Source organism: Micromonospora sp. NPDC018662 (genome assembly GCF_044391475.1).
Lineage (GTDB): Bacteria > Actinomycetota > Actinomycetes > Mycobacteriales > Micromonosporaceae > Micromonospora.
On sequence record NZ_JBISAC010000001.1, the window covers coordinates 824932 to 847597 of the forward strand.

At 72.0% G+C, this 22666-nt stretch carries 26 protein-coding genes, 1 tRNA gene and 1 pseudogene; 20 read left to right on the forward strand and 8 right to left on the reverse strand.

What is annotated here, in order from left to right; translation table 11 throughout:
* The first annotated feature begins 48 nt into the window (after positions 1-48).
* From ACH495_RS04040 to ACH495_RS04060, 5 genes are all read left to right on the forward strand, one after another.
* Complete coding sequence (locus ACH495_RS04040; RefSeq protein WP_396856249.1) at positions 49-222, forward strand: hypothetical protein; 174 nt, start codon at positions 49-51, stop codon at positions 220-222.
* A 40-nt stretch (positions 223-262) separates the two neighbouring features.
* The gene (locus tag ACH495_RS04045) at positions 263-1021 is read left to right on the forward strand and encodes a glycosyltransferase (protein WP_396856250.1); all 759 of its coding nucleotides are present in this window, start codon (positions 263-265) and stop codon (positions 1019-1021) included.
* 119 nt (positions 1022-1140) lie between these two features.
* Positions 1141-2277 (forward strand): glycosyltransferase, encoded by a 1137-nt coding sequence (locus ACH495_RS04050; RefSeq protein WP_396856251.1) that lies wholly within the window; start codon positions 1141-1143, stop codon positions 2275-2277.
* Complete coding sequence (locus ACH495_RS04055) at positions 2274-3326, forward strand: glycosyltransferase (protein WP_396856252.1); 1053 nt, start codon at positions 2274-2276, stop codon at positions 3324-3326. Before ACH495_RS04050 ends, ACH495_RS04055 begins: the two co-directional genes overlap by 4 nt.
* Before the next feature lie 236 nt (positions 3327-3562).
* Positions 3563-4693 carry a fatty acid desaturase family protein gene (locus ACH495_RS04060; RefSeq protein WP_396856253.1) on the forward strand — a complete coding sequence of 377 codons (1131 nt, stop codon included), beginning with the start codon at positions 3563-3565 and terminating at the stop codon, positions 4691-4693.
* 53 nt (positions 4694-4746) lie between these two features.
* Here ACH495_RS04060 and ACH495_RS04065 read toward each other — a convergent pair.
* A pseudogene (locus ACH495_RS04065) lies at positions 4747-5613 on the reverse strand (TOTE conflict system archaeo-eukaryotic primase domain-containing protein).
* 52 nt (positions 5614-5665) lie between these two features.
* Here ACH495_RS04065 and ACH495_RS04070 point away from each other — a divergent pair.
* The 4 genes from ACH495_RS04070 to ACH495_RS04085 all read left to right on the forward strand — a co-directional run bounded on the left by ACH495_RS04070 (position 5666) and on the right by ACH495_RS04085 (position 8687).
* Positions 5666-5977: a hypothetical protein gene (locus tag ACH495_RS04070; RefSeq protein WP_396856254.1), complete on the forward strand. Its 312-nt coding sequence runs from the start codon at positions 5666-5668 to the stop codon at positions 5975-5977.
* 6 nt (positions 5978-5983) lie between these two features.
* Positions 5984-7129, forward strand: a complete 1146-nt coding sequence (locus ACH495_RS04075; RefSeq protein WP_396856255.1) for a hypothetical protein — start codon at positions 5984-5986, stop codon at positions 7127-7129.
* Positions 7130-7299: 170 nt separating this feature from the next.
* The gene (locus ACH495_RS04080) at positions 7300-7845 is read left to right on the forward strand and encodes an RNA polymerase sigma factor (protein WP_396856256.1); all 546 of its coding nucleotides are present in this window, start codon (positions 7300-7302) and stop codon (positions 7843-7845) included.
* On the forward strand, positions 7842-8687 hold the full coding sequence (locus ACH495_RS04085) for a hypothetical protein (RefSeq protein WP_396856257.1): 846 nt from the start codon (positions 7842-7844) through the stop codon (positions 8685-8687). Before ACH495_RS04080 ends, ACH495_RS04085 begins: the two co-directional genes overlap by 4 nt.
* Positions 8688-8734: 47 nt before the next feature.
* Here ACH495_RS04085 and ACH495_RS04090 read toward each other — a convergent pair whose 3' ends face one another.
* Positions 8735-9043: a hypothetical protein gene (locus ACH495_RS04090; RefSeq protein WP_396856258.1), complete on the reverse strand. Its 309-nt coding sequence runs from the start codon at positions 9041-9043 to the stop codon at positions 8735-8737.
* On the opposite strand from ACH495_RS04090, the gene ACH495_RS04095 reads away from it, so the two are divergent.
* From ACH495_RS04095 to ACH495_RS04125, 7 genes are all read left to right on the forward strand, one after another.
* Positions 9014-9484, forward strand: coding sequence for a transposase (locus ACH495_RS04095; RefSeq protein WP_396856259.1), 471 nt, complete (start codon positions 9014-9016; stop codon positions 9482-9484). The two genes, ACH495_RS04090 and ACH495_RS04095, sit on opposite strands and share 30 nt — an antisense overlap.
* Positions 9485-9677: 193 nt before the next feature.
* A tRNA-Arg gene (locus ACH495_RS04100) sits at positions 9678-9750 on the forward strand.
* A 512-nt stretch (positions 9751-10262) separates the two neighbouring features.
* Entirely contained in the window at positions 10263-10637 is a 375-nt protein-coding gene (locus ACH495_RS04105; protein ID WP_396856260.1) for an ArsR/SmtB family transcription factor, read from the forward strand.
* The gene (locus tag ACH495_RS04110; protein ID WP_396856261.1) at positions 10634-11116 is read left to right on the forward strand and encodes an SRPBCC domain-containing protein; all 483 of its coding nucleotides are present in this window, start codon (positions 10634-10636) and stop codon (positions 11114-11116) included. The genes ACH495_RS04105 and ACH495_RS04110 overlap by 4 nt, the downstream gene beginning before the upstream one ends.
* Before the next feature lie 11 nt (positions 11117-11127).
* Positions 11128-11691 carry a dihydrofolate reductase family protein gene (locus ACH495_RS04115; protein WP_396856262.1) on the forward strand — a complete coding sequence of 188 codons (564 nt, stop codon included), beginning with the start codon at positions 11128-11130 and terminating at the stop codon, positions 11689-11691.
* A gap of 19 nt (positions 11692-11710) precedes the next feature.
* Positions 11711-12160, forward strand: a complete 450-nt coding sequence (locus ACH495_RS04120) for a GNAT family N-acetyltransferase (protein ID WP_396856263.1) — start codon at positions 11711-11713, stop codon at positions 12158-12160.
* Between the two features lie 37 nt (positions 12161-12197).
* Positions 12198-12833: a LysE family translocator gene (locus ACH495_RS04125; protein WP_396856264.1), complete on the forward strand. Its 636-nt coding sequence runs from the start codon at positions 12198-12200 to the stop codon at positions 12831-12833.
* Between the two features lie 20 nt (positions 12834-12853).
* Here the strand turns inward: ACH495_RS04125 and ACH495_RS04130 are convergent, their stop codons facing one another.
* On the reverse strand, positions 12854-13591 hold the full coding sequence (locus tag ACH495_RS04130; RefSeq protein ID WP_396856265.1) for a class I SAM-dependent methyltransferase: 738 nt from the start codon (positions 13589-13591) through the stop codon (positions 12854-12856).
* Positions 13592-13765: 174 nt separating this feature from the next.
* Between ACH495_RS04130 and ACH495_RS04135 the strand changes: the two genes are divergently transcribed.
* A complete protein-coding gene (locus ACH495_RS04135) occupies positions 13766-14542 on the forward strand; it encodes an HAD-IIB family hydrolase (RefSeq protein WP_396856266.1) in 777 nt (258 codons plus the stop codon).
* Positions 14543-14597: 55 nt separating this feature from the next.
* Here the strand turns inward: ACH495_RS04135 and ACH495_RS04140 are convergent, their stop codons facing one another.
* The gene (locus ACH495_RS04140) at positions 14598-15443 is read right to left on the reverse strand and encodes an SDR family oxidoreductase (protein ID WP_396856267.1); all 846 of its coding nucleotides are present in this window, start codon (positions 15441-15443) and stop codon (positions 14598-14600) included.
* A 163-nt stretch (positions 15444-15606) separates the two neighbouring features.
* Here ACH495_RS04140 and ACH495_RS04145 point away from each other — a divergent pair, with 163 nt between their 5' ends.
* Positions 15607-17394 (forward strand): adenylyl cyclase, encoded by a 1788-nt coding sequence (locus ACH495_RS04145; RefSeq protein WP_396856268.1) that lies wholly within the window; start codon positions 15607-15609, stop codon positions 17392-17394.
* A gap of 48 nt (positions 17395-17442) precedes the next feature.
* On the opposite strand, the gene ACH495_RS04150 is transcribed toward ACH495_RS04145, so the two are convergent.
* The 3 genes from ACH495_RS04150 to ACH495_RS04160 all read right to left on the reverse strand — a co-directional run bounded on the left by ACH495_RS04150 (position 17443) and on the right by ACH495_RS04160 (position 20125).
* Positions 17443-18033 (reverse strand): ATP-dependent Clp protease proteolytic subunit, encoded by a 591-nt coding sequence (locus ACH495_RS04150; protein ID WP_396856269.1) that lies wholly within the window; start codon positions 18031-18033, stop codon positions 17443-17445.
* A 126-nt stretch (positions 18034-18159) separates the two neighbouring features.
* Positions 18160-18801: a helix-turn-helix domain-containing protein gene (locus ACH495_RS04155; protein ID WP_396856270.1), complete on the reverse strand. Its 642-nt coding sequence runs from the start codon at positions 18799-18801 to the stop codon at positions 18160-18162.
* A gap of 262 nt (positions 18802-19063) precedes the next feature.
* A complete protein-coding gene (locus ACH495_RS04160; protein WP_396856271.1) occupies positions 19064-20125 on the reverse strand; it encodes a hypothetical protein in 1062 nt (353 codons plus the stop codon).
* A gap of 180 nt (positions 20126-20305) precedes the next feature.
* Between ACH495_RS04160 and ACH495_RS04165 the strand changes: the two genes are divergently transcribed.
* Positions 20306-21319: a potassium channel family protein gene (locus ACH495_RS04165; protein ID WP_396856272.1), complete on the forward strand. Its 1014-nt coding sequence runs from the start codon at positions 20306-20308 to the stop codon at positions 21317-21319.
* A 7-nt stretch (positions 21320-21326) separates the two neighbouring features.
* Here ACH495_RS04165 and ACH495_RS04170 read toward each other — a convergent pair whose 3' ends face one another.
* Positions 21327-21800: a MarR family winged helix-turn-helix transcriptional regulator gene (locus ACH495_RS04170; RefSeq protein ID WP_396856273.1), complete on the reverse strand. Its 474-nt coding sequence runs from the start codon at positions 21798-21800 to the stop codon at positions 21327-21329.
* 83 nt (positions 21801-21883) lie between these two features.
* Here ACH495_RS04170 and ACH495_RS04175 point away from each other — a divergent pair, with 83 nt between their 5' ends.
* Positions 21884-22525: an FMN-dependent NADH-azoreductase gene (locus ACH495_RS04175; protein ID WP_396856274.1), complete on the forward strand. Its 642-nt coding sequence runs from the start codon at positions 21884-21886 to the stop codon at positions 22523-22525.
* Positions 22526-22666 lie beyond the last annotated feature (141 nt).

The window sequence follows — 22666 nt, forward strand, 5'->3', positions numbered from 1 at the left end:
CGCCCCCCGTGATCATGACCGTCCGGAACGGCTTCTCGAGGGGCAGACATGAAGATCGCCAGGTACAGGATCGTCGCGACGCTGCGCGAGCGCGGCCAGCAGACCAGGGCCGACTGGGTCGAGCGGGAACTACCGGAGCGGGTGGACCCCGCCAAGCACGCGGGGCTGCTCGCCACCCTGCGTCTCGATCCGGCCGACCTCGCCGACGCGCCGTCCCCGTGAAGGTCGCCCTGCTCGGTCCGGTCGCCTGGCGCGCCTGGACGTGACCCTCTTCGCGACGCTCGACTCCGTCACCTCGGCCACCCTCGACGGCGTGTGCCCCCGGGCGTACGCCGACGACCCGGACCTGGACGGCCGGGTGTGGGAGGCGATGCACGTCTCCCAAGCGATGGCCCGTTCGTCCTACGTGTCGATCTCCGACGCCGACCGGAGCGCCGAGCTCGACTACGTCGCCGCGGTGCACCACGGCGTCGACCTCACCGGGCTGCCGTTCACCCGCGACGCCGGTCCCGGACTGGCCGCCTTCGGCCGGATCCACCCGGACAAGGGCACCCACACCGCCATCGAGATCGCCCGCCGCACCGGCCAGCCGCTGACCATCTGCGGCCTCGTGCAGGACGAGCGGTACTTCGCCGAACAGGTGGCCCCGCACATCGACGGCGACCAGGTCGTCTTCCTCGGCGCGGTCGGCCCTCGCCGCCGTGCGGAGGTGCTGGGGGCGAGCACCGCGCTGCTGCACCCGATCGCCGTCGACGAGCCGTTCGGGCTGTCGGTGGTGGAGTCGATGGTCTGCGGCACGCCGGTCGTCGCGTACGCCCGAGGGTCCATGCCGGAGGTCGCCGACGACGGGGTGACGGGGTTCCTGGTGCAGACCGTCGAGCAGGCCGTCGACGCGGTCACCCGGGCCGCCGGGCTGGACCGGGCCGCCTGTCGGACCCGGGCCGGGCAGCGCTTCGGCGCGGACCGGATGGTCACCGACTACCTGGCGGTCTACGACCACCTCACCCGATCGCACCGCTGAACCCGATCACCGCCCACGAATCCGTTCCGCCGGCCACACACGCTGGCCGGCGTGCGTCGACACCGCGTGAGGCCGTCCCGCACTCTCGAGGCGGCCGACAACCGGAAGGCCCGACACCCATGCGCAGCTACGGATTCCTCAGCACCCACCCACCGACCCGGTGTGGACTGGCCACCTTCAACTCCGCCCTCGCCGCTCACCTGACCGCCGACGGTACGCGCGGCGGCATCGTCCGGGTCACCGACCACGGCGACGACCTGCGGGCCGGGCCCGGGGTGGTGCACACCTGGTCGACCCGTACCCAGGCCGGATGGCGGGACGCCGCGACGGCCCTGAACGCCTTCGACGTGGCCGTCGTCCAGCACGAGTACGGGATCTACCCCGGTGCCGACGGCGAGGACGTCCTGCCGCTGCTGCGTCGGCTCACCGTGCCGAGCATCGTCGTCCTGCACACCGTGCTCCGCCGGCCCTCGGCCCGGCAGAAGTCCCTGCTGGAGCAGATCGTCACCGCCGCCGGTGCGGTCGTCACGATGACCGACACGGCTCGCGACCGGCTGCTCGTCGGCTACACCGTACGGCCGGGCAAGGTGACGGTCATCCCGCACGGCGCCACCGAACATGTCCGGGTACCCGCCGACCGCCGTACCCGGCCCCACCTGCTGACCTGGGGACTGCTCGGTCCCGGCAAGGGCATCGAGTGGTCCTTGCGGGCCCTCGCGCGGTTGCAGGACCTCGAACCGACTCCCACCTACACCGTCGCGGGCCGGACCCATCCGAAGGTGGTCGAGCACCGAGGGGAGGCGTACCGGGCGGGGCTGCACCGGCTCGATGCGGAGCTGGGCGTCGCGCACGCCGTGGACTACCAGGACGTCTACCACGACCAGGCCGCCCTGGGCCGGCTGATCCGCTCCGCCGACGTGGTCGTGCTGCCCTACGACTCCCGTGAACAGGTCACCTCCGGGGTGCTCATCGAGGCGGTGGCCGCCGGGGTGCCCGTCGTGGCCACGGCGTTCCCGCACGCTGTCGAGCTGCTCACCGGCGGCCCCGGTCTGGTCGTACCCCATCAGGATCCGGCGGCGCTGGCCGACGCGATCCGGCGGATCCTGACCGAACCGGGCCTGGCCGCGCGGCTGGCCGGCCGCGTCCGGCCGCTGGCCGCGGACCTGCGCTGGCCGGCGGTGGCGGCCCGCTACGGCGCACTCGCCGAGCGGCTCGTCGCCGCCCGCCGTCCCACGGTCAGCGCGGCGTCGGCGTGACCGCGACCACCGGGCTGTCCAGCATGCCGGGCAGCGGCCGCCGGCATCCGACGCACCGGCCCAGCTTCGCGCACCTGAGCCGGTTGAGTGACGACACCGGCCTGTTCGAGCACGCCCGGCACGCCATCGTCCGCCGCGAGCACGGCTACTGCACCGACGACGTCGCGCGCGGCCTGGTCGTCACCAGCCGCGAGCCGGATCCGGCCGCGGAGGTGCTCGGGCTGGCGGAGCGCTACCTCGCGTTCCTCACCCACGCGCAGGACACCCGGGGTGCCTTCCACAACCGGCTCGGCCACGACCGGCGCTGGGCCGACGAGCCCGGGCTCGGCGACTGGTGGGGTCGCGCGCTGTGGGGGCTCGGCACCGCCGCGGCCCGCAGTCCCGCGCCCTGGATCCGGGAGGAGGCGCTGATCGCGTTCAGCCGGGGCGCCACCAGACGCGCCCCGACCCCGCACGCGATGGCCTTCGCCGGGCTGGGCGCGGTCGAGGTGCTGCGCCGCCACCCGGGCCACGCCGCTGCGGCCGCACTGTTGGGGGACGCCGCCGCCACGATCGGCACCCCCGGACCCGACCCGCTCTGGCCCTGGCCGCGGCCGCGCCTGACCTATGCCAACGCGGCCCTCGCGGAGGTCCTCATCGCGGCCAGTCAGCTGCGCCACGACGGCCCGCCCCTGGGCGACGGCCTACGGATGCTGACCTGGCTGCGCGACCTCCAACTGCGCGACGGGCGGCTGTCGGTCGTACCCGCCGGCGGTTGGGCACGCGGTGCCCCGCGGCGGCGCCACGACCAGCAGCCGATCGAGGTCGCCGCGTTCGCCGACGCCTGCGCCACCGCCGCCACGGTCACCGGCGACCACGAGTGGGAAGCCGGGGTGCGGCAGGCGGTGGGGTGGTTCCTCGGTGAGAACGACATCGGCACCCGGATGTGGGACCCGGCGACCGGCGGCGGCTACGACGGGCTGACCCCGCACGGCCCCAACCTCAACCAGGGCGCCGAGTCCACCCTCGCGCTGATCGCCACCCTCCAGCACGCCCGGCGGTGGTCGTGACCGGGAGCCTCGCGGTCCGGCAGGACGTCGTCCTCACCCCGGATCCACGCCGGCGAGCTGTGGCTGCCGTACGGGGCCAGCGACGCCCGGGTCGGTTTCGCCACGGTGTCGGTGGCCGCGCTCCTCGATGCGATGGCGCGATCGCCGCACCGCCCTGCCGCATCGGCGGCGGAGTAGGCTGGGGGCGTTCGCCCCGGACCCCGGCGACGCGCTGAGCGTCCATGCCGGGAGGATCCATGAGCACCATCGACCAGACCATCGGAGCGGTGCCGCCAGGGTCGCAGCGCCGTCGCGGCAGCGACTACGCCGAACTGTTGAGCCGGGTGCGCCAGGCGGGCCTGCTCGAACGACGCCCGACCTACTACCTGGTCATGATCGCCGCCAACGCCGCGCTGCTCACCGCGGGCTGGACGATCTTCGTGCTGGTGGGGGACTCGTGGTGGCAACTGGCCACCGCCGCGTACCTCGCCGTGGTCTTCACCCAGAGCGGTTTCCTCGGCCACGACGCCGGCCACCGGCAGATCTTCCGGACCCGACGCGCCAACCACCTGGTCGGGCTGGTGCACGGCAACCTGGCCATCGGGCTCGCTTTCGGCTGGTGGGTCGACAAACACCATCGCCATCACGCCCACCCCAACACCGAGGGCCGCGACCCCGACATCTCGGGCGAAGCTCTTGCGTTCACCGGGGCACAGGCCCGCAGGCGGCGCGGTGCGGGACGGCTGCTCGCCCGCCACCAGCGGCTCCTGTTCTTCCCGATGTTGCTGCTCGAGGCCGTGGCCCTGCACGTCGCCAGCGTCCGTGCGCTGGCACGGTCCACCTACCGGGAGCGTGGCCGGGAGGCCCTGCTGCTCGGGCTGCACGCCGCCGCATACCTCACCGCGGTCTTCGTGGTGCTGTCCCCGCTGCGCGCGGTGGCCTTCGTCGTCGTGCAGCAGGGCCTCTTCGGGCTGTACCTGGGGTGTGCCTTCGCCCCCAACCACAAGGGCATGCCGATCCTCGGTGCGGACGAGGATGTGGACTTCCTCCGCCGCCAGGTCCTCACCTCCCGCAACGTCCGCGGCAACCGGCTGACCGATTTCCTGCTCGGCGGCCTGAACCACCAGATCGAACACCACCTGTTCCCCAGCATGCCCCGCGCCGCACTGCGCCACGCCCGGCCGATCGTCCGCGCCTTCTGCCGCGAGCACGACCTGCCCTACGTCGAAACCGGCCTGCTCGACTCGTACCGGCAGGCGTTGCGCCACCTGCACCGCGTGGGGCGCGGTGCCCGGCCGGCCGGCGAATCCGCGTCACCCGTCGAGCCGACCGGACCGACGGAAGCGGCGATGCCTCTGCCCGAGATGGAGCGCGTCGATCTTCGATGACGTGCGCGTCGTCCGCCGGGGGGTCGGGTAGGACGCCAGGTGACGCGGAAGCGTCACCGTGCCGTTGGTCGGGCCGTGCATCGCGGCGAGGGTTTTGTTGCTCTGCTCAGCGTCGACAGGAACGCCCACTGGTCCGCGTACGGCTCGAGTGTGCCGAGGAAGGTGGTCAGCCCGTCCTTGCGGCGGCGACCCTGCAGGGGCGCGGCGATGAGGTTGCCGAAGCCGCCCTCGGGTAGCACGTCCTGGTTGGGGAACAGCCGGTCGTACGACCGCAGATTCATCGACCCGCGTAGCACCATCGCCTCACGCAGCAGGACCGTGCCGACGGCCCGTGCGGTGGTAGCGGCAACAGCACCGGCGAAGAAGACCCACACGTGGGCGCCGCGACCTGACTGGGAGGTCTCCAACGCGGCCGGCACCGCGCTGGCCCGTGCCGCCTTCTATGCGAGGGCGTCGAGCGCCGCAGTCGGCCCGTCGAAGTCCGCCACGACGAAGTGGCAGGTGTTGCCGGGCGTCAGCGGGTACAGGCCCATGAACACGTCGCCGACCAGATGCGCCGCGACGACCTCCGCCGTCCGGGGCAGGTAGGTGGCACCCCGCCGGTCTATACCCTTACGCCAACCGCCGGCGACCGCGGGCATCCACCCGGCAGCGCCGGTACGGGCGTTGTCCCACCGCACGGCGTACACGTCGGCCCGGGCCCAGAACCGGTCGGCGAACAACGCCAGCTTGTCCCGAGTCGGCGAAGCCATGGTGACCAGCCCTGGCGGCGCAACCGGCGCGGACAACTGCTCCGGCGCCGCAGTCGTGTCCTGGCCGCGCAACTCCAGCAGACGTCCCAGCCGAGCGTTCTCCGCCCGTAACCGCTCCACCTCCCGCCGAAGATCGACGAACTCGGCCACCGAACCCATGCCGACCATCCTCGCGCATCGGCCTCCGAGCACCACGGCGCCGGTCCGCTATTCTCCGCCGATGGCATCGAAGGGGACCGCCGCGCTGGAGGCGATGATCGAGGAAGCCACCCTCGACACGGACGATTACGAGGACGAGCGGGGAGGCCTGTTCGCCATAATCGAGGAGCGTCTGGCGGTGCCGTTCACCACCAACGTCCTCGGTGTCGAGGTCACCGTGCGGAAGGTCGAGCTGACCGCGGACAATATCGCTGCGGTCTGCGTCCGGGGCCGCCACCGGCAGCGGGTCGGCCTTCTCGACCTGCCGCTACCCACCCCTGCGCCGGACGGTGCCGCGTGGATCGACGCCTACCGTCGCTGGGCCGGAAGTTAGGTCACGATGAGCGAGTACCAGTACTACGAGTTCACCGCCGTCGACCGGCCCCTCACCGGCCGAGAGCGGGCCGAGCTGCGGTCGCTGTCTACCCGCGCCGACATCACCGCCACCAGTTTCGTGAATACCTACGAGTGGGGCGACTTCAAGGGCGACCCACACACGCTGATGGAACGGTACTTCGACGCGCACCTGTACCTGGCGAACTGGGGCACGCGCCGGCTCATGCTGCGGCTACCGAAACACCTGCTCGACCCCACCACCGTCGCCCAGTACTGCCAGAGCGACAGCGCATCCGCCTGGACCGCCGGCAAGCACGTCATCATCGACCTCCACGACGAGGACGAGGACGGCGCCGACGAATGGGACCTCGACGGCCACGGCCTGCTCACCTCGATCATCCCGGTCCGTGCCGGCCTCGCCGCCGGAGACCTGCGCCTGCTGTACCTGGCCTGGCTGCGCTGCGTACAGTCCGAGGAGATCGCCGACGACGAGCCCGAACCGCCGGTCCCCGCCGGGCTGGGCACCCTCGACGCGCCCCTCGCCGCCGTCGCGGAGTTCCTGCGCGTCGACCCTGACCTGATCGCGGCTGCGGCGGCTGGGTCGGCGCCGGTCGCCTCCGGTGAACCGACCGCTGCGCAACTACGCACCTGGGTCGTCGGGCTGCCCGCTCGGGACAAGGACGCCATCTTGACCGACCTGATCATCGGCGGCGACAGCCACCTACGCAGCCAACTGCTGCGCCGCTACCGCAACGCACACCCCACCGACGCGTCCACCCCGACGGCCGCCCGCACCGCCGGGGAACTACTCGCCACCGCCGCGAAGTTGCGCGCCGAACGGGGACGACGGGACGCCGACCAGCGCGAACGCGAGAGGGTTCGCCGGGAACGGGCCGCCGCAGCCGCCCGGCAACGACACCTCGACACCCTCGCGGTCGACCAAACCGCCGCATGGCAGCGGGTCGACGAACTCATCGCCACGAAGAAACCCCGCGAGTACGACCTCGCCGTACAACTCCTCGTCGACCTGCGCGATCTCGGCGAGCGCGACGGGGACAGCTCATCGTTCCGACACCGGCTGGCCGAGCTACGGGCGGTGCACGCCCGCAAGCCCAGCCTGCTCGAACGCCTCAACCTCGCAGGCCTCTGACGCTTGATTCGCCGCCCGGTGAGCTGGCCACCATCGACCACACGAGCTGCAGCTTTCGCGCCCGGCGCCCCCCACGGCCTCAGACGTTGACCGTCGGCCTGCAACAGATCCGGCGTGGGCGGCCATAGTGTGGTGTGAGGCATCAGGTACGGCCGTCGGACGAGGAGTTGTTGTCCTCGATCGTTGCCGGTGACGAGTTGGCGTTCGGTCGGTTCTTCGATCGGTACTCCCGTCCGGTCTACAACCATGCGTTCCGGCTGACCGGGTCGTGGTCCACGGCCGAGGACGTCACCCAGGCGACGTTTCTCGTCGCGTGGCGCCGCCGGCATGACGCCCGACTGGTGGACGGATCGGCGTTGCCGTGGTTGCTGGTCGTCGCCACGAACGCGGTCCGCTCGGAGTGGCGGTCGGTGCGTCGGTGGCTTGCGCTGATCCGGCGTCTACCGGCGGAGTGGACTGCCGATGGTGACCTCGCCGACGAGGTTTCCGCGCGGCTCGATGACGAGCAGCGGATGACCGAGGTCCTCTCGGTGGTCCGCCGGTTGTCACCGGCGGAGCGGGAGGCGGTGGCCTTGTGCCTGTGGTCCGGCGTGTCGTACCCGGACGCGGCGGCCGTGTTGGGCATCAGCGAGGTGGCGGTGCGGTCGAGGGTGAGTCGCGCGCGCAGCCGCCTGGCGCGTCTGATGCCGCAGGAGATCCAGGAGGGGAAACGGTGAACGACATTCTCGACCTGCCCGCGGAGCGGGACCTGCCGCCGGAGGCGGCGCTCGCCATGCGGGCCCGGATCCTCGGCTTCGCGAGCCCGCCTCCGGCGCGTACTCCCCGACTGAGGATCTCCGTGGCCGTGGCGGTGCTGCTGGCCGTGGCATCTGGTGCCGCGGCGGTGGTGTGGGGCCGGCCGGAGCGCTCGACCGTGCAGGTGTTGGCCATGGGGGCCGGGGAGCTGTCGCCGACGCTGCAGGATGCGGCCGAGCGGTGCCTGCAGTGGAACTTCCCGCAACGGCAGAGCCGCCAAGACCCGGAGAAGCGACCCGTCCCGATGTCCCTGGCCGACCTGGCAGTGGCCACGGAGCGAGGTGACCGCGCGCTGGTGTTGTTCATGAACGACTTCGGCTACGCCACCTGCGACGTGGAAGGGGCGGGAACGGCCCGGGAGTCCGGCGGAGGCGCCACCGAGCCGTGGCCGCACGGTGAATGGCTGCCCGGGCCGGTGCAGCGGCTGCTGCTGACCTCCACCGAGGCCGACGGCGGGGACGTCAGCGTCAGCGGCCGGGTCAGCAGCCGCGTCCACCGGCTCGTACTCGATCACGGCGACGGCCACACCACCACAGCACGACTTTCCGAAGGTGCGTTCGGCCTGATGACCAGCGACGCAAGGCTCAAGGCCGGCAACGCCCCTGAACTGGTCAGCTACGACGCCGAAGGCGCGGAGATCGACAGGCGTCCGCTGTTCCAGGCCGAAGACCAACTCGAGCACTGTTACGCGGGCCCGGACGGGAAGCGGATCTACGGCAAACCGACCAGCGACTGCCGTCCTGCCGAGAAGTGGGGCGATTAGCCATGATTGGGGGGTGGCTGCTGGCTGCTGCCCCGGGACGTGGGTCGTCAGTCGCGGACCAGCCCCGGTGGCAGCGCGTCCTCGTCGGGTTGGACCTGGCGGGCATTGGCCACGGGGTCGCGTTCTAGGGTGTGGATCAGTTGTTCGGGGCCGCCGATGCAGGTCCAGGTGTCGTCCCAGAGCGCGGAGACCAGCCATGACCGGTCGGCGGGAAAGAACAGGTCGGGTAGCGCGCCGTCCAGGTCGCCGAGGCGATGGTCGCCGCCGCCCGGCAGCAGACCGTGAACCTGCCAGGGCAACGCGCCGCCGCCGTGGTCGTCGGGCAGATGGCCACCGAGATCCTCGCCCTCGATCAACGCATCGCCGCCATCGACGACCTCATCGCCGAGCACCCGCTGGCGCCGATCATCGAGAGCCTGCCCGGCATGGGTCCCTTGCTGACCGCCGAGCTGCTCGTTCATACCGCGGGAATGACCGAGTACGACAGTCCGGCGAAACTCGCGGCTCATGCCGGCCTGGCGCCAGTTTTCCGCGACTCCGGAACGGTTGCCGGGAACCATCGGCCGCCCCGCCGCTACCACCGAAGGTTGCGGCACATTCTGTGGATGGCGGCGTTCACCGCCGCCAGGGAATGCTCCACGTCGCGTGCCTATTACGAGAAGAAGCGTGCCGAAGGAAAGAACCACCGGCAAGCCATACTCGCCCTCGCCCGACGACGCGTCGACGTCCTCTGGGCACTGATCCGCGACCGCAAGACCTTTACCCGACCGGCACCGGCGATCCGGGCCGCAGCCTGAACAGACCGCTTTCCGCCGACGCGACCCGATCGCGCCGGCCACTTCACCCTGCCCGCCAAGATCAACCGGAGTCACGTGGAGACTCGGGCTGTGGTCCTGGGCTGGGCGAACAGCGGTCCGGGTGACGTGGGTGAACGCGGGCCACTCCCTGCCACCCCAGGTGAACCCCCAGGTCGCTAGACTAGGCCCTCGCGCCCCCGTAGCTCAGGGGATAGAGCATCGGTTTCCTAAACCGTGTGTCGCAGGTTCGAATCCTGCCGGGGGCACAAACTGCGGCCCTGACCAGCAAGAAGCCGGCCAGGGTCCCGATTTTTGTCTAGGTAGTGGTGTATCGCCCCTCGAAAACTCCCGGTAACGCTGGCGGGCGATCGGGGGTCCGTCCAACGGCATGCCGGGGGCGTGGCAGCGGTCGCTCGGGCCCTGCTGTTTCGGATGGCTACGACTGAGCAGCGCGTTGCTCCGGGAGCCGGTGGAGTGGCCCGGTAGGACGAAGCTCAACGGTACGGTCTCGCGGCCGCAGCCATCGGCGTGTGGCACACCCGTCCTGCCAGCATTCCTTGACGTCTGACAGTTGACGGGGAGATCGAGCACCCTCACTCGGCGCGAGCGTGCATCGAGCGGCCCGGACGGCGGCGGAAGCGGCCTCCGTCCTCCCGCCGGCTGCTCGGCAGCACGTCAGGCCTGCTGACAGGAGCGAGCCTGCCCGGTGACTCATCGTTGACAACATCACCCGAGTGCCAATACGTTTAACACGTTGGTTAAGTGAAGGGAGCCTCCGATGGCTGGTACCGACCAGCTCAGCGCGGTGTTCTCGGCGCTGGCCGACCCGACTCGACGGGCGATCCTGGCCGAGTTGGCCGCACGCGACGCCACGGTCACCGAGCTCACCGCTCCGCTGTCCATCTCGATGCCGGCGGTGTCGCGGCACCTGAAGGTGCTCGAACGCGCCGCGCTCATCTCGCGGTCGCGGTCGGGCAAGTGGCGCGCGAGCCACCTTGAGGCTGCCCCGTTGCGCGAGGCGGCCGATTGGATCGATCGCTACCGGCGGTTCTGGGACTCGTCCCTCACCCGCCTCGATTCCCACCTCGCCGCGGTGCAGGCCGCCGGCCGGGAAACGGACCGGATGGTCGACGACCACAGGGAGATGGAATGAGACCGACAACTCCGCAGCTGGCGATCTCGCGTGTGTTCGACGCGCCGCGGGAGCTCGTCTATCGGGCCTTCACCGATCCCGACCAGCTGGCGGCGTGGTGGGGTCCGGTCGGCAACTCGCTGCCGCCCGACGAGATCGAGTTCGACGTGCGCCCCGGCGGCTTTCAACGGTGGACGGAGGTCAACGCCTCCGACCCCGACCTTCGCGTGCACGTCCACGTCGACCTCACCGACGTCGCCGACGGCGAACTGCTCGAAGGCGTCATGCACGTCGGTGGCCGGCTACAGGAGGGCATCGAGCCGTTCGAGACGAGACTGCGGGTCGAGTTCCACGACGAGGCCGACGGGCGGACGCGACTGGAGATCCGCCAGTGGCTCCCCGAACATCTGGCGCGCCCCAGCGAGGAGGGTTGGTGCCAAGCGTTCACCAAGCTGGACACGACGCTGATGAATGTCCAGGCTGTTGCAGCTGATCATTGAGAGGTAGAGGCATGGCAAAGCTGATCTACGTGAACAACGTTTCGCTCGACGGCTATTTCGAGGACGAAGGCGGCGTGTACGCCTGGTCGCCGATGGACGACGAGTTGTTCGTGCTCTACACCGACCTTCTCCGGTCCGTGGGCACGTTCCTCTACGGGCGGCGCCTGTACGAGGCGATGGCTGTCTGGGAGACCGACGCCGCGCTGGCCGCGCAGTCCGACCTCATGGCCGACTTCTCGAACGTCTGGAAGGCGGCGAGCAAAGTCGTGTACTCCACGAGCCTCGACGCGGTGTCCACTGCCGACACCCGCATCGAACGCCAATTCGACCCCGCCGCGATACACGAGCTGAAGGCCGCGGCCACCAGTGATCTCACCGTGGGCGGGGCGAACCTCGCGGCGCAGGCTTTCCAGGCCGGGCTGGTCGACGAGTGCCACCTGTTCGTCTGGCCCGTTATCGTCGGCGGGGGCAAGCCGGGGCTGCCGACCGGCATGCGCGCCGACCTTGAGCTCGTCGAGGAGCGCCGATTCCGCAACGGCGTCGTGCACCTCCACTACCGCACTCCCGGGCGATGAACGACAGAAGCGTGTGACGGTGGACGATCCCTCGGTCTCGGTGAGGCATGGCACCAGCAACGACGCCGCAGCGGTAGCCGATCTCGCGGCTCAACTCGCACAGTCGTTCCCGTTCTCCCGAACGCGGTTCGACGCCAGCTATGCCTCGCTGCTGGACATGGAGCATGCCTGTCTGCTGCTTGCCGTCGACGGCGATACCGCACTCGGCTACCTCCTGGGTTTCGAGCACGCCACCTTCTACGCGAACGGACCGGTGGCAGTCGTAGCGGAAATCCTGGTTCATGCCGAATGTCGGGGGCGCGGCATCGGCCGCACGCTGATGGAGGCATTCGAGCGCTGGGCCGCCAGCCAGAGGTGCGGCCTCGTCGCGCTCGCCACCCGGCGCGCGGCGCCGTTCTACGTCGCGCTCGGGTACGAGGAGTCGGCGATCCATCTGCGGAAGGTGCTGCGCGAGCCCGCAGAACGGTGACGGCCCGGCGGTGTCGCCGTGGAGGGAAGGAAGGGTGATGTCGACCTGGCAGGTGCTGACCTTCGGTGGCGTCGTCGCCCTCGGTGCCATGTCGCCTGGACCGGACTTCGTCGTCGTGACGCGCCGCTCGGCCCTTGCCGGGCGCGCGCACGGGATGGCGGCAGCGCTGGGTGTGGCCGCCGGGGTGTTCGCGTGGGCGATCGCCGCCGCCACCGGTGTTGCGGCACTGGTCGCCACGACCCCCGTCGCCTTCACCGTCGTCAAGCTCGTGGGCGCGGGCTATCTGGTCTACCTGGGTGTCGACGCACTGCTCTCGGCGCGGCGCTCGCGCGACCTCCGATCCGATCCGAACGCCGCGTGCGCCGCCGGGACGGGTCTGCGGGGGTCGTTCCGTGACGGTCTGCTGTGCAACGCGCTCAATCCCAAGGCGGCGATCTTCTTCGTCGCGCTCCTGCCCCAGTTCCTTCCGGCCGATGCCGGCGTCGTCCCCATGCTGACGCTGTCACTGATCGCCGTGGTCATCACGACCTGCTGGTTCCTCACCGTGGCGAACCTGGTCGCCGTGGCTCATCGGGTGCTGTCCCGACCAGCCGCACGTCGTGTCACCGACGGGGTGAGTGGGACGGTGCTGGTCGGCCTCGGATTCTGCCTCGCGTTCACCGCCGCCAGGTAGGCCCTGACGACGGCCGTGCGTCAGCGGGCCAGCCGGTAGACCGACACGTGGGAGCGGGATTCCTCGGTGAATTCCGCGCCGGACCAGTCGGCGTGCCGGCTCTCCAGCGTGAAGCCGGCCAGCTCGCCCATCAGGTCCAGCTCGGCCGGCCAGATGTAGCGGTGCGGGGTGCGGAAGAGCCGCGCCTCGCGGCCGTCGCCGAAGTGGAAGTGGTGCGACACGACCCGCTGGCGCAGCACGTCGTAGGTGTCCAGGCCGATGTAGCCGGCCTCGGCGTGCCACACGGTCGCCTGCTGGCCCGGGGGCAGCTTGCGCAGCTCCGGCACCCACAGCTCGATCACGAACCGCCCGCCCGGCCCGAGGTGGCGTGCCGCGTTGCGGAAGCAGGCCACCTGCTCGTCCTGGTGGAGCAGGTTGGCGATGGTGTTGTAGACCAGGTAGACCAGGCTGAACTCGCCCGGCACGGTCGCGGCGGCCATGTCACCGACCACCACCGGGATCGTGGCGGCGTCGGCCTTCGTCCGCAGCCGCTCCACCATGGGTACGGAGAGTTCGATCCCGCTGACCTGCACGCCGCGTTCGGCGAGGGGCACCGCCACCCGGCCGGTGCCGATGGCGAACTCCAGCGCCCGTCCGCTCCCGGCGAGCGCGGCGAGCCGGTCGACGGTGGGGCCGAGCACGTCGGGCGCGAACATCCCGGCGCCCGGCGTGTCGTAGCGTCGGGCGGCCTCGCCGTCCCAGATCTCGTCCTGGCGCATCGGGCCACCATCGGGGTCGATGACGCCGCGTGTCCAGCGCTTTTCCCGATCGCCGTACGCGGTCTGCTTGTTACTCTCCGTCAATGGGCGGAGTTCCCGGGCGCTCAGGAACGCGTCAGGCCGCATCGGTACCCTGCTAGTCCCGACCAGCCCGCGACGACACATGAGGTATTCGTGAACGATCTTCGAGTGGTGGCGTTCGACCTCGACGACACCCTGGCGATTTCCAAGTCCCAGATCGATCGTCGGATGGCGGAGCTGCTGGGTCACCTGCTCGCCGAGGTGGATGTCCTGATCATCTCCGGCGGCCGGTTCGAGCAGTTCGAGTCGCAGGTGCTGGCGCACCTCGATCTCACCGAGGAGCAGCGTGACCGGCTGCACCTGATGCCGACCTGCGGCACCCGCTACTACCGTTGGTCGTCCGGCGACTGGCGGCTGGTCTACGCGGAGGACCTGAGCGAGGCCGACAAGGCGCGGGTGATCACCGCGCTCACCGAGTCGGCGCAGGCGCTCGGCCTGTGGGAGGCGAAGACCTGGGGCGACATCGTCGAGGACCGAGGCAGTCAGATCACGTTCTCCGCGCTGGGGCAGTCCGCTCCGCCGGCCGAGAAGTACGGCTGGGACCCGGACGGCAGCAAGAAGCGGCGGCTGCGGGACGCGGTCGCCGCGAAGCTGCCCGACCTGGAGGTCCGCGGCGGTGGCTCGACCTCGATCGACGTCACGCGCAAGGGCGTGGACAAGGCGTACGGCATGCGGAAGCTGCTGGAGCACCTCGACCTGAAGATCGACAACGTGCTCTTCGTGGGGGACCGGCTCGACGTGGGCGGCAACGACTACCCGGTCAAGGCCATGGGCATCCGCAGCGTCGCGGTGACCCGCTGGGAGGAGACCGCCGACTACGTCGAGGCGCTTGTCGACGACCTCGTGAAGCAGCGCGCCGAGCGCGCCTGACCGAAGCGGCGCCGAGCGCGCCCGACCGCGACCGCGGCCGGGCGCGCTCGGTCGTTCAGCGCTTGGCGCGGATCGCCTCGGCCAGCGTGGTGGGGGCGCGGCCGAGCAGCGTGGCGAGGTCGTCGCCGACTTCCAGTTCGCCCCGGGCGAGACCGCTGTCGCTGTCGGCGAGCACGGCGGCGTACCCCTCGGGCAGGCCGGCGGCGACCAGCATCTCGGTGTAGCGGTCCGCCGGCAGGTCGGTGTAGTCGACCGGCGCGCCGGTCTGCCGGGCCACCTCGGCGGCGAGTTCGGTCAGCGTGAACGGCGCGCCGCCCAGCTCGTACACCCGGTGGTCGTGGCCGTCGGAGGTGAGCACCACGGCGGCGGCCTCGGCGTAGTCCGCGCGGGTGGCGGCGCTGACCCGCCCGTCGCCCGCCGCGCCCGCCACCCCGTGCTCCCGGTACGCGTCGAGCTGGTCGGTGTAGTTCTCCAGGTACCAGCTGTTGCGCAGCAGGACGTAGGGCAGCCCGGAGTCCCGGATGAGCCGCTCGGTGTCCCGGTGCTCGCCGGCGAGGCGCATGCGGGCGGTGTCGGCGTGGGCGATGCTGGTGTAGACGACCAGCCCGACGCCGGCCTCCCGGGCGGCGGCGACCACGTTGGCGTGCTGCGGCCGGCGCCGGCCGACCTCGCTGCCGGAGACGAACATCAGCTTCTCGGCGCCGGCGAGGGCGGCGCGGAGCGAGTCGGGGTCGTCGTAGTCGGCCCGCCGGGTGACGACGCCGCGGCCGGCGAGGTCGGCGAGCCGTTCGCGGTCGCGGCCGACCGCGATGATCTCCCCGGCCGGTACGCCGCGGTCGAGCAGCGCGGTGACGATGAGGCGGCCGAGCTGGCCGGTGGCCCCGGTGACGGCGATGGACATGGGCGCGCTCCCTGTGGTTGCGAGTTCAACTTTCTTGAGGCGCAACCACGGTGGCGTCGCGATGCTTCCCGGTTCCGGAACCGGCGGGCTCTGGCGGGAGCGACGGTGATGCGGTAGGAACGGCCAGAGAGCGCTCTCCCACCACCATCGAACAGGCAGGCAGATGCGATCAACCGACCCCTCCCGCCGCCGCTTCCTCACGCTCACCGCCTCGGCGGCCTCCCTCACCGCGCTCGGTCTCCCCGCCGGCGCCGCCGTCGCGTCCCCGGTCGCGCGGCCCACCCGCGAGCCCGACCTCGGCCCGAACGTCTTCGTCTACGACCCGACCACACCGGCCGAGGAGATCCAGTCCACGCTGGACCGGATCTTCGCCGCGCAGGAGCACAACGAGATGGGCGCCGACCGGTACGCCGTGCTGTTCAAGCCCGGCCGCTACGAGGTGGACGCCCGGCTCGGCTACTACACCACAGTGGCTGGTCTCGGTGCCCACCCGGACGACGTGGAGATCCACGGCGCGGTCCGGGTGGTCGGCCAGCCCGACCCGAACTCGCCCGCCGGCATCTCCGCGTTGACCAACTTCTGGCGCTCGGCGGAGAACCTCGCCGTCACCCCGACCGACTGGTCGAACCAGTGGGCCGTCTCCCAGGCGTCGCCGATGCGCCGGGTACACGTCAAGGGCGTGCTCTGGCTGGAGCCCGGCAACGGCGGCTACTCCAGCGGCGGCTTCATCGCCGACTCCAAGGTGGACGGCGTCACCATCAACGGCTCCCAGCAGCAGTGGCTCACCCGGGACAGCGAACTCGGCGGCGACTGGACCAACGGTGTCTGGAACCAGGTCTTCTCCGGGGTGATCGGGGCGCCCGCGCAGGGCTTCCCCGACCCGCCGTACACCACGCTGCCGACCAGCCCGGTGGTCCGGGAGAAGCCGTACCTCTTCGTCGACGGCGCGGGCCGCTGGCGCGTCGCGGTGCCCCGGCTGCGCCGCGACACGGCGGGCACCACCTGGGGCGCCGGTGGCGTGCCGACGCCCTCGCTGCCGCTGACCGACTTCTTCATCGCCCGGCCCACCGACACCGCGAAGCGGATCAACACCGAACTCGCCCAGGGCCGGCACCTGCTGCTCACCCCGGGCGTCTACCGCCTGGACCGGGCGCTGCGGGTGCGCCGGCCGAACACCGTCGTACTCGGCCTCGGCATGCCCAGCCTCGCGCCGGTCACCGGCGACGCGGCGCTGCGGATCGAGGACGTCGACGGGGTACGGATCGCCGGCGTGCTGGTCGACGCCGGCCCGGTCGAGTCGGAGGTGCTGGTCGAGGTCGGCGGGCGGCACAGCCACCGGTCGCACACGGCCAACCCGATCTCGTTGCAGGACGTCTTCTTCCGCGTCGGCGGCCCGTCCGCCGGTCGCGCGGTGACCAGCCTGGTGGTGCACAGCCGGCACACGCTCATCGACAACATCTGGGCCTGGCGGGGCGACCACGGTCAGCCGGGCACCATCGGCTGGGACGTCAACACGGCCGCCACCGGCGTGGTCGTCAACGGCGACGACGTCACCGCGTACGGGCTCTTCGTCGAGCACTACCAGCGCTGGCAGACGATCTGGAACGGCGAGCGCGGCCGGACCGTGTTCTACCAGAGCGAGCTGCCCTACGATCCGCCCAGCCAGGCGGCCTGGCGCAGCCCGACCGGCGACGGTTGGGCCTCCTACCGGGTGTCTCCGCACGTCCGCACGCACGAGGCGTGGGGGTTGGGCGTCTACGCGTACTTCAACCAGGGCGTGGACATCCGCTGCGACCGGGCGATCGAGGCGCCGCGCCGGGCCGGGGTGCGGTTCCACGACGCGATCACGGTGTTCCTGAACGGCAGCGGCGGGATCGAGCGCACCGTCAACGAGGCCGGCACCCCGGTCGTCGGCTCCTACGGCACCAGCCCGGTGGTCAGCTACCCCTGACCGCGGTGAGCGGCCCGGCCGGCGAGACGCCGACCGGGCCGCACCCGCTCAGGCCGTGAGCTGGTCCACCCGGGAGAGCACCTCGTCGATCAGGCCGTACTCGCGGGCCTCCTCGGCGGTGAACCAGCGGTCCCGGTCCCAGTCGCGCTGGATCTCGTCCAACGAGTGCCCGCTGTGCTCGGCGATCAGCTCCTGCATGGTGCGCTTCACGTGCAGCATGTTCTCGGCCTGGATGGTGATGTCGGCGGCCGTGCCGCCCATCCCGCCGGAAGGCTGGTGCATCATGATCCGCGCGTGCGGCAGCGCGAACCGCTTGCCCGCCGTGCCGGCGCAGAGCAGGAACTGCCCCATCGAGCCGGCCATCCCGAGCGCCAGCGTCGCCACGTCGTTCTTCACGTACCGCATGGTGTCGTAGACGGCCATGCCGGCGCTGACCGAGCCGCCGGGGGAGTTGATGTAGAGGTAGATGTCCCGCTCCGGGTCCTCGGCCGCGAGCAGCAGGATCTGCGCGCAGATCTGGTTTGCCGAGTCGTCGGTGACCTCGGTGCCGAGGAAGATGATCCGCTCCTTGAGCAGCCGCTCGAAGACCCGGTCGCCGAAAGCCGGCTGTCCCTCGTCCCGCATCCAGATGCCACCCATGACCGCCCACCTCCGTAGCGCCGGTGGGCGGGGGACCGCCCGGCGAGCCGGCGGTCTCCAGCGTCCGCCGGGCGCACCCGTGCGGCCCAGGCTTTCTGCCCGGGGCAGATTCGCCCTCGGCAGAAGCTATCCGGCGGTCACCCGCCGCCGGGCCGTCCGGGCCCGCCGCCGCACCGCCACCACTGCGGTACGCGGACTGCGGCGGGCGGCCGGGGCGGAGGGGAGCGGCCAGATCCGGATGCCACCGCCGAACCCGATCGGCGTGGCGAGGCCGAGGGCGGGACCGACCGGCGTCGAACCGAGCCGGTCGGGGCGCAGCGCGCCGCCGAGCAACGGCATGGCCGCGGCCTGGCGGTGGACGACGTGCGGGCGGATCGGCCCGATCGACCGGCGCACGCCGTGCGGGCGGGTCGCGCCGACCGGCCGGCGGCTGACGTGCAGCCGGGGCGGGCCGACCCGGAGCTGGGGGCCGGTGCGGGCGGTCGGCACCCGGTCGAGGCGGGCCAGCGGGGCCCCGGGGCCGACCGGCGTGGGCCGCTCCCGGCGCAGCTCGTCGCGCGCCTCTTCCAGCAGGTCGGCGAGGTGGATCCCGAGCGCCCGGCAGATCGCGGCCAGCACCTCGGAGGACGCCTCCTTGCGACCGCGTTCGACCTCGGAGAGGTAGGGCAGGGAGACGCCGGCAGCCTGGGCCACCTCGCGCAGCGTGCGGCCCTGACGCAGGCGGATCCGCCGCAGCACCCCGCCGATCACCCGTCGCAGCAAGGACATGCCGGCCTCCTCGCGGTCGCCGATCCGGACGTCCCCATCATGCCCCCTCGCGGCCGTGCGGACCGGCCCGCTCCCGGCCCGGTCGGGTTTCGTGGCGCCGGCCGGCCCGGTCGGCCCGGTCGGCCCGGTCGGCTCGGTCGGCTCGGTCGGCCCGGTCGGCCCGGTCGGCCCGGTCGGCCCGGTCGGCCCGGTCGGCCCGGTCGGCCCGGTCGGCTCGGTCGGCCCGGTCGGGTCTCGTGGCGCCGACCGGGCCGGTGCCGGATCAGCGCCAGAGCACCGCCCGGCCGTGCCAGCTCGGCGCGAGGAAGTCCGCCTGGCCGATGATCAGGCCGGCGTCGTTGACGTTGATCGCCCGGCTGGCCACCGCCCCGCTCGGCATCGGCAGGAACTGCGAACTCGCCGTCGGGCTGGGCCAGATCATCGCCCGGTCGCCGGTGCCCTCGGTGCCGATCACCAGGCCCGCGTCGTTCACGGCCTGCGCGGTGGGGGAGACCGCGCTGGTGGCCAGCCGGCGCATGCGGGTGCCGTCCCAGAAGAAGGCGGTGAACCGGCCGTCCGCCGTCTCGCTGGTGCCGACCACCTGACCGAGGTCGTTGAGGCCGTTCGCCGTGCTGGTGGGACCGCCCAGGGTGCCGAGCGGCGTGACGGTCCCGTTCCGCCAGACGAACGCCTGGTACGCGTCCGCGGCCGGATCGTCCCAGTCCTGCCAGCCGAAGGTGCCGGCGACCGTGCCGGCCTCGTTGACCGCGACCGCGCTCGCACCCGGCGGCGCGGCGATGGTGAGCTGGGTGTTCCCGGTGCGGACGAAGGCCCGACGCCCGGCGAAGCTGTCCGTGACGTGGTACACGCCCACCACCCGGTCGCCGGCCGTGCCGTACGCGATGGCGAAGATGCCACCGGTCAGGCCGAGGTCCTGGATCTTCCCGTCCACCCAGGCCACGGCGTGGCTCCGGCCGTCGGCCGCCTGGGCGGTGCCCACGACGCGACCGCGGTCGTCGATCGCCTCGGCCTGGCTGTTCGGCCCGCCGAGCGTGCCCAGGTCCTCGATCTTCCCGTTCACCCAGCGCACGGCGTGCCAGTAGCCGCTCGCCACCCGCGCCGAGCCGACCACGACCCCGGCCGTGTTGACGTCGGCCGCCGAGGTGGCGAGCCCGCCGAGCGTCGGCAGCAGGGTGGCGGTCCGGTTGGCCGTCGACATCGGGGCCGGCGCGGTGGCGGCCGGCGTGCCGGCCCGCGACGGTGCGCCCGCCAGCGCGGGCGGGGCCGCGGCCAGCACCGTGCCGAGCACCACGCCCACCGTGGTCAGTGCGGTACGTGTTCGCATCCGGATTCTCCTCGTCACGATCGGTAGGTCACCGAGTCTTGCCCGCTATGACGCCGGTGAATGTGACGAGACTCTTACCGCCCGTGCCGCCCCCGACCGGGCCACCGCCCGCCCGGCCGGCTGCCGGCGTACCCGCTATCTTGAGGGCGTGCAGGCGACGGTGGCGGAGCGGGACCGACGGTGATCCATTTTCCCGCGCAACGGCGCGGGCCGCTGAGCGCGCTGAGTCTGCGCCTGCTCGCGGCCCTCGGCCTGGTCTTCGCCACGGTGTTCGTGGTCTGGCTCGACCGCGACGGCTACCGCGACGTCAACGAGGACGGTCTCACGCTCCTCGACTGCTTTTACTACACGGTGGTCTCGCTCTCCACCACCGGGTACGGCGACATCACCCCGGCCAGCCCGTCGGCGCGACTGATCAACGTCCTGTTCGTCACCCCCGCCCGGGTGCTCTTCCTGATCATCCTGGTCGGCACCACCCTGGAAGTCCTGACCGAGCAGTACCGGACCGGCCGTCGCCTGTCGCGGTGGAGGAGAACCGTGAAGGATCACGTCATCATCTGCGGCTACGGCACCAAGGGCCGCAGCGCGGTCTCCGCGTTGCTGGAGAACGGGGCGGACAAGTCCAAGATCGTGGTGGTCGAGCGGAGCGGTGCGGCGCTGCGCCAGGCCACCTCGAACGGGCTGGTGACGATCGAGGGCTCGGCGACCCGCTCGTCGGTGCTGGAGGAGGCGCACATCCGCACCGCCAAGGCGGTCATCATCGCGACCGACAGCGACGACGCCTCGGTGCTGGTGGCGCTGACCGTCCGGCAGCTCACCGCCGGCCAGGTCCGGATCATCGCGGCGGTCCGGGAGGCGGAGAACGCGCCGCTGCTCAAGCAGAGCGGCGCGCACCACGTGATCGTCTCGTCGGCCACCGCCGGTCGGCTGCTCGGCCTCTCCACCTCGGCCCCGCCCCTGATCGACGTGGTGGAGGACCTGCTCACCCCGGGTCAGGGCATGGCGCTGGCGATGCGCTCGGCCGAGCGCAGCGAGGTGGGCCGCTCGCCGCGTGAGCTGGAGTCGCTGGTCATCGCGCTGGTCCGCCGGGGCAAGGTGGTCACGTTGAACGACCGAGCCGCCGCGACGATCGAGACCGGCGACATGCTGGTCCACGTCCGCGACGACCGCCCGCAGACGACCACCCCCGCCTGAGGCACGCTCAGCAGCCGTCCGGGCTCTCCACGACCGCCTCGGTGCAGGCCGGGGCGCAGCCCTGGCTGGCCCGCCGCAGCAGGTCGTAGAGCAACTCCCGTTCGCCGGGCGCCAACGCGCCGAGCACCTCGTCCTCCGCGTCGGCGAGCGCGCACTCGGCCTCGCGGATCCGCGTCACGCCCGCGCCGGTGAGGCTGACGACGTGCCGGCGGCGGTCGGACGGGGAGCGGCGCCGCTCGACCAGGCCGGCCGCCTCCAGGTCGTTGAGCAGCCCGACCACGTTGGTGCCGTCGATCTGGAGCGTGCCGGCCAGCCCCTGCTGGCTGATGTCGCCCGAGTCGCGCAGCACGGTGAGCGCGACCAGGTGTCGGAGGCGCAGGCCGAGCGGCGTCAGCACCGATTCCGAGCGCAGCCGCATCCGCCGGGCCAGGTGCTGGAGCAGCGGCCCGGAGCGGCGCTCGTCGGCGGGCTCGGCTGGCATGTGACCCAGTCTACGCGGAATGAGGAACATCGACCTGCTATAAATGGTTCGTGCTACACGAACGATCGATGGAGGAGTAAACGATGGCCCACCTGTTGCACATCGACTCGAGCATCACCGGTGAGCGGTCCGTCAGCCGTCGCCTCACCGCCCGCGCGGCCGACGCCTGGCGGGCCGCCCACCCCGGCGGCACGGTCACCTACCGGGACCTCGGTCAGGACCCGCTGCCACACCTGGACACCGCCGGCGGTCTCGCCCGGTCGGTGCCGCCCGACCAGCACACGCCCGAGCAGCGCGCGTCCTGGCGGCTGACCGAGGAACTGGTGGGCGAGGTCCTGCGCGCCGACACGATCCTGCTCGGCCTGCCGCTCTACAACTTCGGGCCGCCCAGCAGCGTCAAGGCCTGGGTCGACCACCTGATCGCGCCCGGCCTCGCGCTCGACCCGGCCACCGGCGCCGGGCTGCTCGGCGGGCGCGAGTTCATCGTGTTCGGCACCCGCGGCGGCGGGTACGGCGCGGGCACCCCGCGCGCGGGCTGGGACCACGCCGAGCCCTGGCTGCCGCACGGACTGTCGCGCACCGGCCTGGAGCCGCGGTTCATCTCGGCCGAGCTGACCCTGGCCCCGGTCAACCCGGCGATGGCCGAGCTGATCCCGCTGCACGAGGCGAGCCTCGCCGCCGCCGAGCGGGCGATCGACGAGCTGTGGGTGCCGGCGGTCGTCTGACCGGTCCGGGAAACCACGAGCGGGGGGGGGGGGGCCCCGGGGGGGGCGGGGCCCCCCCCCCCCCGGCGGGGGGGGGGGGGGGGGGGAGAAGTAAAAAAGGGGGGCGCCCGGCGCCCACCCCCCCACCCGGTGGCGGGGCGG

What these genes read in the sequence shown, in the direction of transcription:
- ACH495_RS04070 (WP_396856254.1), top strand. Translation starts at nt 5,666, where the DNA reads ATGGCATCGAAGGGGACCGCCGCGCTGGAGGCGATGATCGAGGAAGCC.
- ACH495_RS04060 (WP_396856253.1), top strand. Translation starts at nt 3,563, where the DNA reads ATGAGCACCATCGACCAGACCATCGGAGCGGTGCCGCCAGGGTCGCAG.
- ACH495_RS04170 (WP_396856273.1), bottom strand. Translation starts at nt 21,800, where the DNA reads ATGCCAGCCGAGCCCGCCGACGAGCGCCGCTCCGGGCCGCTGCTCCAG.
- ACH495_RS04145 (WP_396856268.1), top strand. Translation starts at nt 15,607, where the DNA reads ATGCGATCAACCGACCCCTCCCGCCGCCGCTTCCTCACGCTCACCGCC.
- ACH495_RS04095 (WP_396856259.1), top strand. Translation starts at nt 9,014, where the DNA reads ATGGCCACCGAGATCCTCGCCCTCGATCAACGCATCGCCGCCATCGAC.
- ACH495_RS04125 (WP_396856264.1), top strand. Translation starts at nt 12,198, where the DNA reads ATGTCGACCTGGCAGGTGCTGACCTTCGGTGGCGTCGTCGCCCTCGGT.
- ACH495_RS04040 (WP_396856249.1), top strand. Translation starts at nt 49, where the DNA reads ATGAAGATCGCCAGGTACAGGATCGTCGCGACGCTGCGCGAGCGCGGC.
- ACH495_RS04140 (WP_396856267.1), bottom strand. Translation starts at nt 15,443, where the DNA reads ATGTCCATCGCCGTCACCGGGGCCACCGGCCAGCTCGGCCGCCTCATC.
- ACH495_RS04110 (WP_396856261.1), top strand. Translation starts at nt 10,634, where the DNA reads ATGAGACCGACAACTCCGCAGCTGGCGATCTCGCGTGTGTTCGACGCG.
- ACH495_RS04175 (WP_396856274.1), top strand. Translation starts at nt 21,884, where the DNA reads ATGGCCCACCTGTTGCACATCGACTCGAGCATCACCGGTGAGCGGTCC.
- ACH495_RS04130 (WP_396856265.1), bottom strand. Translation starts at nt 13,591, where the DNA reads ATGCGCCAGGACGAGATCTGGGACGGCGAGGCCGCCCGACGCTACGAC.
- ACH495_RS04105 (WP_396856260.1), top strand. Translation starts at nt 10,263, where the DNA reads ATGGCTGGTACCGACCAGCTCAGCGCGGTGTTCTCGGCGCTGGCCGAC.
- ACH495_RS04155 (WP_396856270.1), bottom strand. Translation starts at nt 18,801, where the DNA reads ATGTCCTTGCTGCGACGGGTGATCGGCGGGGTGCTGCGGCGGATCCGC.
- ACH495_RS04075 (WP_396856255.1), top strand. Translation starts at nt 5,984, where the DNA reads ATGAGCGAGTACCAGTACTACGAGTTCACCGCCGTCGACCGGCCCCTC.
- ACH495_RS04050 (WP_396856251.1), top strand. Translation starts at nt 1,141, where the DNA reads ATGCGCAGCTACGGATTCCTCAGCACCCACCCACCGACCCGGTGTGGA.
- ACH495_RS04115 (WP_396856262.1), top strand. Translation starts at nt 11,128, where the DNA reads ATGGCAAAGCTGATCTACGTGAACAACGTTTCGCTCGACGGCTATTTC.
- ACH495_RS04150 (WP_396856269.1), bottom strand. Translation starts at nt 18,033, where the DNA reads ATGGGTGGCATCTGGATGCGGGACGAGGGACAGCCGGCTTTCGGCGAC.
- ACH495_RS04160 (WP_396856271.1), bottom strand. Translation starts at nt 20,125, where the DNA reads ATGCGAACACGTACCGCACTGACCACGGTGGGCGTGGTGCTCGGCACG.